Raw genomic sequence first — 13,134 nt, forward strand, 5'->3', positions numbered from 1 at the left:
GTGGGGGGGGGCGGGGGGGCCGGGGGGTGGGGGCGCGGGTGAAGCTCAGGGTCTGGGCTGTCAGATCCTGGGGGCGCGCTCACGCCTCGGGGGTCGGGTTCATACCACGGCGCTGGATGGCGTCGGCATATTCGACCGTGGCGCGCAGATGGTGAATGGCGACATGACTGCGGTCCTGGAGCTTGCCCGTCAGGCGGGGCTCGATTGTTCTCCGGTGCCTCGAACCGGCGCCAGTCTCTGCGTGGTGCAGGGCGAGGTAATCCCCCGCGAGGATCTGATCTCGGCGGATGAGATCTATGACCTTCTCGACGCACAGGTTCTGCAGTGGGACAGCCCAAGGGAGCTGGTGCGCGCCCTGCGCCAGACCTATCTGTGGTGGACAACCCCGTGGGACGATCTGGGCGAGGCACGGCGCGGCGTTTCGCACGCCTTGACAGCCAGACAGGCGCCCAAAGACAGTCTTGCCGCCGCCCTCGACGCATTGCTGCTATGTGAAGAGGATCATGCGATCGCCTATGCGATGTTTTGCGAGATCTGCGGTGCCGCGCCCGAAGCCCTGGACGCCCCCGCCTTTCGCGCAGTGCTTAAACGCTATGCCTCCAAGCGTGACGATCTTGAGTTCCAGTTTCCCCAAGGCCTGGGTCAGGTGATTGACGTCCTGTCCCACAGGCTTGACCACACACCCCGGCTTGAGGCGCCGGTCACTCGGATTTCTGCCACCGGACGCGGGGTCACAGTCACATCTGCAAAGGGGCGTTGGCAGGCCGATCACGCCATCGTTGCCGTACCCCCCTCCGCCGCGCGGCGGATTGCCTTCGATCTGGATGAGGCCGACGCGCTTGCACCGCTTCTCGACGCGTTTGAACCGGGCGATATGATCAAAACCGTCCTCATTTACGAGACGGCCTTTTGGCGCCTCCAGGGACTTAGCGGGACGGTTTCGTTCTCGGACCCGGCAGGGCTGGTGGTGGTCGACACCAGTATGTGCGACGCCAGCCCACCCCGGCTGACGGCGTTTCTGGGCGGACCAGAGGCGCGGATCTGGTCGGCTTTGACAGCCGAGGCACGAATCGCACGCCTGTTGCATCATCTCACACGCGCATTAGGGCCAAAGGCTCAAGATCCCCTGAGGACCGCTGAAGCGATCTGGGTCGACGATCCATGGTCCGGCGGTGGCTATAATGCGTCGGTGCGGGTCGGCAGATACCGGGACGCAGTCGACCGGCTTGCATCCTGGGACGGGCCTGTACGCTTTGCCGGGGCAGAGCTGGACGGGACGTTCTGGGGCTATGTCGAAGGCGCCATCCGCAGCGGTCGTAAGGCTGCGCGGGACATATACCTGACCGAAATCACCAGAAATGAGGAAACACAATGAGCGATGTCTTAACGGCTTTAGGAACCTGCGCATGCTTGGGTCTGGAGCCCACGAAACACGCGGCTGTTGCAGAGCCGTCGCGATGCTGAGCGGGCTGCACACCGGACCCAAGGATGCTCCATCCGTCGTCTTTCTGCACGGCGGCGGTCTGACCGGGCGCAGTTTTCAACCCGTTGCCGACCGGTTGCCTGAGTTCCATTGCTTTCTGCCGGACTTGCCGGGGCATGGCCTCAGCAGGCAGCTCCCCTTCCAGGGGCTGCGCGCCGCGGCCGATGCGGTGTCGGAGGTCATCGCCGATCAGATGCCGACCCCGGTTCATCTTGTGGGTCTGTCTTTGGGAGGATTCGTCGCGCTGCATCTGATGGCACGGCGTCGGACCCTTGTGGCATCCGCCCTGATTTCAGGCGTGCATGCGGGCAACATGCGGCATATCGGTTTGGTCAACCTCGCCATTCGCCTGAGCTATCCCGCGATGCGGATCAAAGCCCTGCGTGACGCTTCGGCCCGGGCCAATGGCGTTCATCAGACCGATCTGATGAGCGATACGGACGGTCAGCCCCATGCCAGCCCCAAAACCGTGCGCGACGTTGGACTGGCAGCCGTGAAGTTCAGGCTTCAAGCGCTCTCCGGTCCGATCCATCACCCGACATTGTTCGTTGCCGGACAAAACGAGCTTCGTCCCATTCGGGAGGCCTTGCCGATCTTTCAATCGGTCGTGCCGGGGGCCCAGGCGGGTGTTATCGCCCAAGGGGGCCACGGATGGTGTCTGGGATGGCCAGACCTCGCGGCCGCGCTCGTGCGGGCCTGGATATCGGATCGAACGCTGCCTGTCTGGCTGCATCCCAGCCACCAAGTGCCCATGCCCGCATCCTCTCCCCAGCACGCCAGAAAACCCCCCGAGACTGAACAAAGAAAGGCATCGCCATGACTGCCGAAGAAAGACATCTGTCAGCCCGCATTCTGGGCCCTATCCTTGGTGCAGCGCTTGTCGCCCTCACCTGTCTGGTCGGCGGCGCAAGGGCGCAAACCGTCCTGAATGCCCCGCCGTCCGAGATCGATACAGAGGCAAGCTATGTGTTTTATGTCCATGGACGGATCATCGAGCAACAGGGTCCCAAGGCTGTGTCTCCACGGTTCGGCGCATACCAGTTCTTCGAGATCACCCAGCGGCTGGCCGCGCCTGGACGCATCGTCATCGCCGAAGTCAGAGGCCCCGGCGGGTTGGACTATGTCGAGACGTTGACGGGCCACATTTCCCGCCTTCTCGACGCTGGTGTGCCTGCGCGCCGGATCAGCGTCATAGGCTTCAGCAAAGGCGGATATGTGACCCTTCGCGCCGCCAGCCGGTTGCAAAACCCCGATCTGAACTATGCCATCCTTGCCGGGTGCACCGCAGGGATCGTTTCGGGGCAGGACCGGTCAGCCGATGGGGTGCAGGGGCGTCTCTTTTCGATGGTTGATGCCGCCGACGATCTGGGGTTCTCCTGCGCGCCGCTGTTTGAGCGGACCCCTCACGTTGAGGATACGACCGACCTCGTCTTTCGGACCGGTCTGGCGCATGGCCTTTTCTACACACCCGACGCGCTTTGGCTTGCTCCGTTGCTAGAATGGTTGGACGCGCCATGACGTTGCAAACCGTAATCGGCCCGGTTTGGGTCAGCAGGAAGACCGCACGGAGGACTGAGAAATGATTGGCTACGTCACGATTGGCACGTCAGATCTGGAGCGCACGGCGGCGTTTTTTGACGCGCTGCTGCCCGATCTTGGCGGCGCGCGCGCATATAGCCTCGATCGGATGATCGCCTGGGGATTCGGGCCATCCAGGCCGCTGCTTGTTGCGACTTTCCCGAGCGATGGGCAGCCCGCGCGGGCGGGCAATGGCACGATGGTCGCGCTGATGGCAACCGACAAGGCTCATGTCGCCCGGCTCCATCGCAGAGCGCTGGACCTGGGTGCCACGGATGCAGGCGTACCCAGCCCCGTATCGGGTGGGTTCTTTGGCGGCTATTTCCGCGATCCAGACGGCAACAAGTTCTGCGTCTTTGTCATGACGTCGGACCCCAGTCCCTTGGGCTGACGCCCCCTGTCTCAATCCAAGCAACTCATCAATGAAAGGGCCCTGGGCCATGATCCACTCTCACCCGAACATCACTCTCCTGGAACGTGTCGATATCGCGAACCTCTCAGCATGCGCTGACTTGTTTCATCCTGATGCGGTCTGGCATTTTTTCAACACCGACATGCCAGAGTTACACGGCGACTACAGTGGCTTTGGCGAGATCCTGCGCTTTTTCGACACGCTGCAGAGGCAGACGGGCGGCACATTTGCAGTAGAGCCCCGCGAGGCGCGGGCCATTGGTGAGGAGTTGGTGGTCGTCCAGACACGCAACCGGCTGAAACTGGGCGCACAGCGGATCGCCTTCGATGTGGCCGTTCTGTGGCGCATCGTCGATGGCAAGATTGCGGAGGTTTGGGATATCCCCGCGCTTCACAGCGCCGAACCTCTTGCGCCATAGGTCCGCCGCAAGGGACCGATCGCCCGGTCTCAATCCGCATCGAATACGCAAGCCAGCGTCTCGGCGAGGCCAAGCAAAGCGGGCTCGGTGTGGGGTTTGCCGACAATCTGCGCTCCGATCGGGATACCGTTGCGATCCCGCCCAAGAGGGATTGTGACCACCGGCCAGCCGAGCAGGGTCAAGGGCAGCGTGAACCGGGTCAACGCATCGAAATAGGGCAACGGACCGGCAAGCGTTGCAAACTGCTGGTCGTAATCGCGCACACCGGACCTGTCGCGCATCGGTTTGATGTGCCGAAACGCGCAGATGCCCGTCACCGGTAAGATCAAAGCATCCATATGGCCACAGCGCGCCAGGGCCTGGGACCGCACCATTTGCAACAGGTCCAGGTTTTGCGCATAGCGTGCCCGGTCCCGGCGATACCCATCATGAATGTGCGCGACAAATCCGGGCGACCGCCGGGCGGCACCGTGGTCCCGCCGCATCAGCCAGCGGATCGGCGCGGGGATGAGCGCTCCGGTCTCGTAACCGATGATCTCTCCCGCAAGGCGATACATGTCTGGCGCCAAAAGCCATGTCATCGGATCGGGGTCCACTCCCAAACCGGCCTGGGAGAGCTGGGTCGGCACCGAAGTCCAGGCGGCATGGGTGTCGGCGTCACAAAACGGGTGGCCTTCCGGCGCCCAAACCGCAATCCTGGGCGCATCCTGCATAGCGTGGATCGGGGTCGAGCGGGGTTGCAACAGGGACCAGACAAACGACAGATCCCGAGCGCGCTGCGCGATAAACCCGATGCGCGCGAAATGGTCCAGCGACTGCGATCCCTGCAGCATCCCGTCACCTGACAAGGCGCCCTCGGTCGGTGTGAGAGAACTCACCCCACACCACCCCGCAGGCAATCGCAGCGACCCGGCCAAATCGGCCCCGACATCGAGAAGGCTCATGCCACTTGCCACAGCAGCCGCACCGCCGCCGGAGCTGCCGCCCGCGGTGACCTGCGGATCATGGGGGTTGCCGGTAAATCCCCGGCGGCGGTTGTAGGTCTGAAAGTCGAGCGCATTGGGAGGGAGCGCGGTCTTGCCGGTGACCACCGCACCCAACGCCTGGAGACGGGCAACGACGGCGGCGCTCGCGGCATCCCGGTGGCGCGGCGGTCGTTCCAACCCGAAACCGCGCGGCCAGCCCGCGACAGCGATCTGATCCTTGACCGTGATAGGTAGCCCGTTCAGCGGCGCGGCCGCAAGATCAGGGCAAACCTCTCTTCTGGCCTCAAAGGCGCGCAGTGTCGGCTCCTGCCTGTCTCTGTGTGCGGCCAGATCGGCATAAAGGGCCACGCGTCTGTCATCATGTGCTATCTCGGTTGTGATCTCGCGCAAGGGGCGCGCAAGAGAGGCAGGAACAGTCATGGCAGTCTCCGGCTGTGAGTTATCCCGCAGGCATAGACCTGGCGCGCGATCCTATGCTGTCCCGAATGTGCTTTTTTCGACCGGAAGGTGGATGAGCGCGGTCAATGCCTTGCGCGGCGCATCGATATCGGCCGACAGATAGGTTTCGAACATCCACCCCGCCCTGAACCTCAGGCCAAGCCTTCCCAGACCCACCCGCGCTGCCCGATGCCAGGTCAGATGAACGGTGGTCAGCGGGCCAAAATGCGGGAAGATGGCAAAGGGTCCGGCGGGCAGCCTCGTCCAGCCTTCGGGCCAGTCCAGCGGGATCCTTGCCTCCATGAACGCGCCATAATGCGCTGTCGCCTGTGGATCTTCGAACGAGGACGGACCGGTCCGGTACCCGGCTCCAAACACCGCCTCGCGCCCGTTAAGGTCGCGGCTGAGCGCGGCAAAGGCCGCGCGTGTCGCGGACAGATCGGGGAAAGAGCGACCTTCGGTCATCCCGGTCGCCTTGCGCCACGCCAGCCATTGCGCGGGCATCTCAACGCAATCGCAAGTCATCGCAAACCCACCCGCTTCGACCGGCCTGAGATATGGCCTGGTAATGACGTCTTGGCTCTGGATTTCCGGCTGAGTCCGGCGAAAAACAGCCGGGGCAACGCCAAAATGCGCCTTGAACGCCCGTGTCATCGCCGCGTGCGTGCTAAATCCACAATCCAGCGCGATATCCAGGACGCGCGCCTGAGATTGCCGAAGCGCAATCGCCGCCCGCTCCAATCGGCGCGCCCGGACATAACCCGCGACCGTCTCGCCGGTCGCGGCCGCAAACTGCCGCTGGAAATGATGCTCGGCCATTCCGACATCTCTGGCAAGGCGGGCAATCGGGTGGGGCGCACTGAGATCCCGCTCGATCAAGGCACATGCTTTGGCAATACTTTGGGCGGTCATCCTCAACTGGGCGTTTTGTGGCGTGGATCCTGTATCCCAATATCGGTATCATATGTCGGTCGCAATCGCACCGGGTCTGGCGCATTCGTACCACCCCGTGGACGCCACAGACGAACCTGCAGTGCAGACAGGCACCGATCAGTTGAGGCGGGTCTTGTCGACGTCTGGATGAGTGTCGGCACGGGCCTGAAGCTCGGACTGTTTCAGGACCACGATCGCACCTTTGCGCAGCTCGATAATCCCGTCGTTGCGCAATGCCCCCAGCATTCGGTTCATGGTCTGGCGTGAGCAGCCGACCATATTGGCCAGATAGGACTGGCTTCTGCGGATGACCTGCGTCTGGTTGGCCAGCCGTGCCAGATAGCTACAGATCTTCTGATCGACCGACTGGAACTGATCGACCGACCGGAACTTGTTGTCCCGGTCCAGAAGATCACAGAAGTTCCGGGCGAAGTTCCGGATGAAAACCGGCGACTTGATGTAATCGAAAAGGAGCGGTGTCGGGCAGAAAAGCAACGTCGTGCTGGGTTGGGTCAGGCAGGTGGCGGCGCAAGGCGCATCGGCCACGGCCTCAATGATGCCCAACACCTCACCCGGCCCGGCATGATGGAGGATCGAGCACTGACCCCCGGGCGTAAAATAGCCGATCTCGACCATGCCGTGGGCCACAATGAACATGCCCGAGGGGCGTTGATCCTGCACCAGGATCTGCTGGGGCTTATCATAAAAGCGGACCGCGCATTGGTTTACAAAGTCGGTCTTCTGGTCTTCGGGCAGATCAACCAGCAACTGGCTTTTTAACACATGCGGAAAGCGGACGGCGTTCTTCATCGGATCAATGCCGGTATCTGGGACAGGACGCACATCGTCTGAGAGGGATCTTCGCAGCACGAGCGGATCTGTGCGACGGATTGGGCAAAGATGACATTCCAGGCCTCTTCGCTTTCGCCAAATCCTGGGGGCATGGCATGCGACAGCGGGTAGGTTCCGGCCGGGCCGTCGGCGCCCGGCGGGATCTCGACCCCGGTCATCCAGTCGGTGAGCTGAGCGCAGCTGCCGACCTTTCGGTCCGCATAGTTCGCCGCGCCGATGCCGATCCGGTGACAGCCGACACAGGTGTTGTCGCGCGGAGTCATCGCGGTAGTCGGCCAGGCATCAAACCCGAATTCCGCACCCACATGCGCATAGGGACCAAACGGGTTGACCGGCACCTCCGACCAGACCTGGCCAACGAAAGGCGAGAACATGAACGGATCGTTGTCGTGGCAATCGCCGCAACCGTCTGCAACGACCTCCTGCGGCGTTTTCCAGAACCTGTCATCGAGTGCCGCCGTGGGCGCGGGCACCCGGACACCGCTGACTGGTACACCCTCCTCGGCGGAGGCCTGGAACCAGCATGTCGCGCCTGTATCGGGATTGTGGGCGATCACGTCGATCTCATCGAATTCCATAGACGCGAGCGAGCGAAAGACCTTTTGGCGACACATGACCGAGACCTGCATCCGGTCGGTCGAGAGATCGAGGATGCGGGAGAAAGGCACGCATTGCCCGTCAGAACCAGGACCGTTATCCAGCAAAGAAGGCCGGTCGCATGTGGCGGGCGCCCGGTCGGTCACGGGCACACCATCCACTGTAATCGGCACTGGCATGCCATCGGCGCAGGAAAACTCAGGCAGCGGCCCGACCGCGGCTCGACAGGCGGCCGCGTATTCGGCATTGGAGGTCTGCGCCTGAGCGGCGGGTGCCAGCAACAACAGAACCGCAAGGATGGGACGGATCATTGTGCCGCCCCCTCACCGACAATCGCCGCTTCGGCGAGGGGACGCAGCGCCTCGTAATAGCGGACATAGCCGGTACACCGGCAGATATGGGCGCCGATGGCGTCGTGTATCGCCTCGTCAAGCTGGTCGTGCGGCACCGGAGCGACCGCCAAACGGTCAAGCAGCAGGCGTGCCGCCATCACAAAGCCCGGCGTGCAATACCCGCATTGGAACGAGAAATTATGTAGGAACGCCTCCTGCACGGGATCAAGGACGCCATCGCGGGCGACACTTTCGATGGTCGAGACATGGCTCCCGTCGAGGGTGGCCAATACGGTCGAGCAGCTGATGACCGGCGACGGCACCGGGTTGGGTGGCTTCGACACGGTGACGGTACAGGCACGGCAGACACCGATGCCGCAGCAGAACTTGGTGCCGGTCAGGTATAGGTCATCATGAAGATAGTCGATCAGACGACCCTCGGCGCGGCTGTCTTCGACCTCTTGCAGTACCCCGTTGACGAAAAATGAGATGCTCATGGGTTCAGTCCTTTCAGAATGACCTCGGGCGTGATCGGCAGATCGGCATAGCGCACGCCAACCGCGTCGCGCAGAGCGTTGGATATGGCGGGTGGCACCGAACACATCACCGCTTCGGCAATGCCGCGCCCTGCCTTGCCGTCCCCTGGGCTTTCGGGCAGCACAATCAGTTCCTGTGACCGACGGTGAGGGGCGAGACGTGTGGCAAGCGGTACGTCCTGAGCCCGTGCCACGTGATAGCGATGAAGGTTCCAGCGCCCGTCGGCGGGACCGGCCATCCCCGGCGGCATGTCTTCGAGCAGGGTATAGCTGATGGCCATCGCCACGCCGCCCTGGCTCTGCCCCGAGACAAGCTGCGGAACATGCACGCGGCCGGCATTCAGCACGCTCAGCACCGTTTCGGTCTGCACGATACCGGTTCTCCGGTCGACGGCCAGCCCCACGACATTGACGCAGGGCGCCCAGACATAGCGGGCATAGCGTTTGGATCCCCTGTCGGGTCCTGTCGTGTTTTGCCGGGTAATCCGGACCGGACCTGCAGAACCCGTCTGATAAAGCGAGAGGCCGTCGAGTTGCAGCCGCACCAGACCGCTGTCGGTGGGAAAATCGGCCTCGGACCAAATGTCCTGAAAATAGGCATGACCCAGCGCACCGCGCGGCAGGCCGTTGGCGTGAATGAACCCCGCGATCTGCGGCCAGGGCAGCGCATCCTTGCCGCCTGGCAGAAAAACGAGCTGCCCGTCGGTCCAGGTCACCTGCGACCGGTCGAGGGTGCCCAGGCCCCAGATCTGACGCGCCGCGGGCAGGACCGCGGCCGCCATCAGCCCATGGGCGGTTTGCTGGACGGTGTGAACCTGGTGCAATCCCGTGAGACAGGCCGAGGAGGAGCCCACGGATTTCGCCGTCCATTTCGGATTGTCCCAGCGTAGACCCTCAGGATCGTCAGTGGTCAGCCCGGTCTGCCCCCAAAGCGTATAGCCCCCCATATCGACCTGCGCCGCATTGGCGCCAAGGATGTCACCGATCACCACGCCCAGGGTCGTGGCCGACCCATTGCCCATATCGACCGCCCCCGATTGCACGGTCAGCGCTCCGTCCGGTTCGATCAGGATGGCCGCGATCATACCATCGCCGGACGTGCCATAGGCTTGAAGCGACATGGCCATGCCCGTCCCGTAGGTCAGCCCGCGCCGGGCATAATCGGCCTTGATCGCGTCGCGGTCGGCCCAAGCGGGGTGTGCCTCGGCGATATCGAGCATCTCGGCCAGGCGCAGTTCTTGTCGGATGGGGCCACCGACGACCGTGGCATCTCCTGGGGTGAGCAGATTCTTGCGGCGCAGCGCGAAAGGGTCCCACCCCTGCCCGACGGCCAGATCGTCCAGGGCGGTTTCAATGGCAAAGAACGCCTGCGGACCCCCGAACCCGCGCTGCGATCCGCCCGAGATGTTTTCGGTATGGAGCGCCTTGGCATGGATATTGGCGAACGGCACGGTATAAGAGCCGCCCGCACACAGCGCCGCCAGCGACGCGACATAGGGGCTGAGATTCTTGCGCCCGCCCCCATCGAAAGTCAGGTCCATCTGGACCGATTGGAGGGTCATATCCGGCGCAACCACCAGTTCTCCGCTGATATCGGCGGCGTGACGTTTCAGCCCGACACGGAATTGCTCGAACCGGTCGTAGGCCAGGCGCAGTGGATTGCCATCGGCATAGGCCCCGGCCAGCGCAAGCATCAGCGAGAACGGCGAACTGTCGCGCCCGCCAAAGCCGCCCCCCGGATAGCAGCTGGTCAGGGTGATACCCGATAGCGCAAAGGGTGCATCGGGCGTATCGTACATCGACAGGATGTTTTCGACATCGTGGTCCGGTGACTGGGTTCCAAGGACCAGGTTCATAGTGCCGGTCGCTCGATCCTGCCAGACGAGACCAGTCTCAGGCTCCATGAACATCGGATCCATGGCACGCATCCGCGACATAAAGCTCTGGCGCGGAAACTCGGGATGGGCATCGAGATAAGCGTCGATCCTGGCCCGGTAATTGGGGACCTGCGCCATATAGGTGTCGGGATCGGCGGTGGCATAGCTGAACGCGTCCTGATACTTTACATAGGTGGTCTGGGGGAAAAACGGCTGCCCCGGCGCGGGGGCCGGGGCCCTTTCGAGGGCCGCCTCATACCGCTGGAACCTAGCATCCTGAAACTGCATCGCGCGCTGTGCTGCGCGAAAGCTGCCGATATCGTCAAAAACCAAAAGCGCAACGGCCTGACCGAGAAAATCAGGGCGGTTGCCGGGCTGCACGATAAGGTCAAAGACCACCGCATCAGGGCGATCAAAGCTCGGATCCGCGCGCTGCGCCTGATAGCGCTCCTGAAGTTGAAGGTCGATTGCGAGGTCTCGCCGAAACAGGGTGCGAGGCGCGCGCATCGCGTCGCTGAGCTGATCGCCCAGGATGACGCGGCGCGGTTTCGCGGCCTCGGGCAGGGTGGACAGATCCAGCCCCAAGAAGGCGCCTTGCGTCGTCAGCGCACGCAGATACATGCCGTACCATTGCAGATCCGGCCACCCGTCCATGTCGCGGGCATTGAAATCGCGGGCATAGACCTTTTGCCCGGTGACCTTGGCCACCCCGTCGATCCGCTGGCTGGCGATTCCCGGCACGGTCGAGGCCGTCCGCCCCACCTGTGCCTGCCCAGTCGCGCGCGCCATCGACGGCACGCCCAGGATCGACACCGCGACAGTGCCCATTAGCCCGGTCAAGACATGCCGTCGGCTGATCTGCGGGCCGCATAAAGGTTGGCGCTGGGAGAGATCGGAGGTCATGGTCCTCGGTCCTTGCTGCTTTGCTGGCGCCCCGCCGATGTAACGGGGACTGGGGTCGGCGATGTCTGCCCATGGATAGGGGGCCTGGACAGGGATCCTCGCGTCCCGATCCAAAAGCCGCATCGCCAGTCGGACTTCCACATGGTGCGACCGGCGGAATGGCCTGACACCGGGGGCAGCCGACCTGCCGTCATGGCGCAAGATCTCGATCGAGAATCAACTTTAAGAGGATACGATATATCAGAATCATGCTGAACGTGTTTTCCCGAAGGCCAAACACTTGGGACCATGCAAGGCCGACCGTCGCCTCGGTCGGAGGCAGAGTGCAGGTCGCCGCAGCATTTGCTGAACCGGCTAGCGGATGCATCGGCATAACCCGCTGCGGTCGGACCGACGCGCCGCGTCACCTCACAGCGCCGATCCAGCCTGCGGCTGAGCGGATAAGCCCGCATCGCCCTCGACGGATCAACGCATAACAGGCACCAAATCCAAACCAGGCCGCAGGGTACGATATCGGCATGGCCGATATCGAAGCCGCTCACCTGATCCGCGCAATGCATGTCACTTCCTCCCCGAGGATCGCCCGTGAAACACTAGCGGGGCATGTGTCGATTTTTTGTCCATCCGCCCGATTCGACCCGCAGTGTGAACCGCCGGGGCTCAGGGACCCATATCCGCGCATACGGTCCTGAACCCACCCGCGACGACGATATGGAGAGCCCACCCATCCGCGGCGGTTCTGAGCGTGCCCGACGCCACATCAAGATCCAGATCGGCACCCAGCGCATAGAGCGGGTGATCGCTTTGCATAACCAGTTCGGCGCGTATCTCGACCTGGGGCCCGGCACCGTCCGGGATACCGGACCAATCGGATCCAAAAGTCAGCTCATAATTGAACGTTGCGGCCCAGAGCGCCGGGATATCCAGATCCACCGAGGCGATCTTGAAGGTGTTCTCCTGCGTGTCGGCACCGGAAGCCGACAATGTCCGCCCATTCAACGGTGTAGAGGCGGCGATCGAATAGCTGCTGCCTTTCGGAGTATTCTTGAAGATCGTAACGATATCGACGCGGGGGGCCTCGCTGCCCTGCTCGTAATGCACGCTTGACGTGATATCCGGCACATCGCCCCGAACAATCCCCACATTGAACTGTGCGACATTCCCATTTTCCGCCAAAACCCGAACAAGATCGTTCAGCGCGGTCACACCGTTGAACGAATTGCCATGTTCTGGCGTCACGGCCATGCCAATCATCGAACATTGATCCAGTTCGACCGGCATGACCCAGTTGAAAGCATCGAGTGTGGCTGCCACCCCTCCCGGTTCGATCCAAAACGGCGGGTTCAGGTCACCGGTGCCATTGGCCAGTTGGTTTTGCTGCCAGAGAGACGGGTAGAGCAGGATATTGGGTGCGGCGTAGAAAAGGCTCCATTCACCGTCAATCCGGCGGTCCGCCATGTTTTTGCCGCGCATATAGGCGTAGGTCGGAAAACCAGCCTCAACATCATAATCATAGACCTGATCGTAACTCTCGGGATCGGTCAGGATGCCGGGGTCTTCCAATGGTTGCGCCCCGGAGATCGGGATGTCGGGCGAATTGGCCAAGGGTGTGCGAGGTATTGTGCCAGTATCATCGATATCCGCTCTGATCAGGATCCCGGGCCAAATTCGATCATTGGTCATACGATTGTCCTTTCTTGCAGGCAGGCGTCACCTGTCACGACCGAGGTGGGCGTGTCGCAACAAAGGTCAGAGATTGGCGCGCCCGAACGAGGGTGGCGCGCCTGAT

12 protein-coding genes are annotated in these 13,134 nt (G+C 62.7%); 5 read left to right on the plus strand and 7 right to left on the minus strand.

Annotated features, from left to right (window positions below; all coding sequences use genetic code 11):
• From HEP69_RS07535 to HEP69_RS07555, 5 genes are all read left to right on the plus strand, one after another.
• Positions 1 to 1,375, plus strand: a 1,375-nt coding sequence (locus tag HEP69_RS07535; RefSeq protein WP_290557944.1) for an NAD(P)/FAD-dependent oxidoreductase, incomplete at its 5' end; no start/stop codon positions are given.
• Positions 1,376 to 1,406: 31 nt separating this feature from the next.
• Positions 1,407 to 2,303, plus strand: coding sequence for an alpha/beta hydrolase (locus tag HEP69_RS07540; RefSeq protein WP_290557945.1), 897 nt, complete (start codon positions 1,407 to 1,409; stop codon positions 2,301 to 2,303).
• Complete coding sequence (locus tag HEP69_RS07545; RefSeq protein WP_290557946.1) at positions 2,300 to 3,001, plus strand: hypothetical protein; 702 nt, start codon at positions 2,300 to 2,302, stop codon at positions 2,999 to 3,001. Before HEP69_RS07540 ends, HEP69_RS07545 begins: the two co-directional genes overlap by 4 nt.
• A gap of 61 nt (positions 3,002 to 3,062) precedes the next feature.
• On the plus strand, positions 3,063 to 3,452 hold the full coding sequence (locus tag HEP69_RS07550; protein WP_290557947.1) for a VOC family protein: 390 nt from the start codon (positions 3,063 to 3,065) through the stop codon (positions 3,450 to 3,452).
• 49 nt (positions 3,453 to 3,501) lie between these two features.
• On the plus strand, positions 3,502 to 3,891 hold the full coding sequence (locus HEP69_RS07555) for a nuclear transport factor 2 family protein (protein WP_290557948.1): 390 nt from the start codon (positions 3,502 to 3,504) through the stop codon (positions 3,889 to 3,891).
• 29 nt (positions 3,892 to 3,920) lie between these two features.
• Here HEP69_RS07555 and HEP69_RS07560 read toward each other — a convergent pair whose 3' ends face one another.
• From HEP69_RS07560 to HEP69_RS07590, 7 genes are all read right to left on the minus strand, one after another.
• A complete protein-coding gene (locus HEP69_RS07560) occupies positions 3,921 to 5,297 on the minus strand; it encodes an amidase (protein WP_290557949.1) in 1,377 nt (458 codons plus the stop codon).
• 51 nt (positions 5,298 to 5,348) lie between these two features.
• Positions 5,349 to 6,227, minus strand: a complete 879-nt coding sequence (locus tag HEP69_RS07565; RefSeq protein WP_290557950.1) for an AraC family transcriptional regulator — start codon at positions 6,225 to 6,227, stop codon at positions 5,349 to 5,351.
• Between the two features lie 138 nt (positions 6,228 to 6,365).
• Complete coding sequence (locus HEP69_RS07570; RefSeq protein ID WP_290557951.1) at positions 6,366 to 7,058, minus strand: Crp/Fnr family transcriptional regulator; 693 nt, start codon at positions 7,056 to 7,058, stop codon at positions 6,366 to 6,368.
• Entirely contained in the window at positions 7,055 to 8,008 is a 954-nt protein-coding gene (locus tag HEP69_RS07575; protein ID WP_290557952.1) for a hypothetical protein, read from the minus strand. Before HEP69_RS07575 ends, HEP69_RS07570 begins: the two co-directional genes overlap by 4 nt.
• Positions 8,005 to 8,526, minus strand: a complete 522-nt coding sequence (locus HEP69_RS07580; RefSeq protein WP_290557953.1) for a 2Fe-2S iron-sulfur cluster-binding protein — start codon at positions 8,524 to 8,526, stop codon at positions 8,005 to 8,007. Before HEP69_RS07580 ends, HEP69_RS07575 begins: the two co-directional genes overlap by 4 nt.
• On the minus strand, positions 8,523 to 11,345 hold the full coding sequence (locus HEP69_RS07585) for a molybdopterin cofactor-binding domain-containing protein (RefSeq protein ID WP_290557954.1): 2,823 nt from the start codon (positions 11,343 to 11,345) through the stop codon (positions 8,523 to 8,525). The genes HEP69_RS07580 and HEP69_RS07585 overlap by 4 nt, the downstream gene beginning before the upstream one ends.
• Before the next feature lie 660 nt (positions 11,346 to 12,005).
• Positions 12,006 to 13,028 carry a hypothetical protein gene (locus tag HEP69_RS07590; protein ID WP_290557955.1) on the minus strand — a complete coding sequence of 341 codons (1,023 nt, stop codon included), beginning with the start codon at positions 13,026 to 13,028 and terminating at the stop codon, positions 12,006 to 12,008.
• Positions 13,029 to 13,134: the final 106 nt, after the last annotated feature.

The sequence above is a fragment of the Aestuariivita sp. genome (assembly GCF_021404545.1).
Lineage (GTDB): Bacteria > Pseudomonadota > Alphaproteobacteria > Rhodobacterales > Rhodobacteraceae > Aestuariivita.

Excerpts from the sequence above, each read along its gene's own strand:
- HEP69_RS07570 (WP_290557951.1), bottom strand. The coding sequence starts at position 7,058 with ATGAAGAACGCCGTCCGCTTTCCGCATGTGTTAAAAAGCCAGTTGCTG.
- HEP69_RS07540 (WP_290557945.1), top strand. The coding sequence starts at position 1,407 with ATGCTTGGGTCTGGAGCCCACGAAACACGCGGCTGTTGCAGAGCCGTC.
- HEP69_RS07590 (WP_290557955.1), bottom strand. The coding sequence starts at position 13,028 with ATGACCAATGATCGAATTTGGCCCGGGATCCTGATCAGAGCGGATATC.
- HEP69_RS07550 (WP_290557947.1), top strand. The coding sequence starts at position 3,063 with ATGATTGGCTACGTCACGATTGGCACGTCAGATCTGGAGCGCACGGCG.
- HEP69_RS07545 (WP_290557946.1), top strand. The coding sequence starts at position 2,300 with ATGACTGCCGAAGAAAGACATCTGTCAGCCCGCATTCTGGGCCCTATC.
- HEP69_RS07555 (WP_290557948.1), top strand. The coding sequence starts at position 3,502 with ATGATCCACTCTCACCCGAACATCACTCTCCTGGAACGTGTCGATATC.
- HEP69_RS07575 (WP_290557952.1), bottom strand. The coding sequence starts at position 8,008 with ATGATCCGTCCCATCCTTGCGGTTCTGTTGTTGCTGGCACCCGCCGCT.
- HEP69_RS07580 (WP_290557953.1), bottom strand. The coding sequence starts at position 8,526 with ATGAGCATCTCATTTTTCGTCAACGGGGTACTGCAAGAGGTCGAAGAC.
- HEP69_RS07565 (WP_290557950.1), bottom strand. The coding sequence starts at position 6,227 with ATGACCGCCCAAAGTATTGCCAAAGCATGTGCCTTGATCGAGCGGGAT.
- HEP69_RS07585 (WP_290557954.1), bottom strand. The coding sequence starts at position 11,345 with ATGACCTCCGATCTCTCCCAGCGCCAACCTTTATGCGGCCCGCAGATC.
- HEP69_RS07560 (WP_290557949.1), bottom strand. The coding sequence starts at position 5,297 with ATGACTGTTCCTGCCTCTCTTGCGCGCCCCTTGCGCGAGATCACAACC.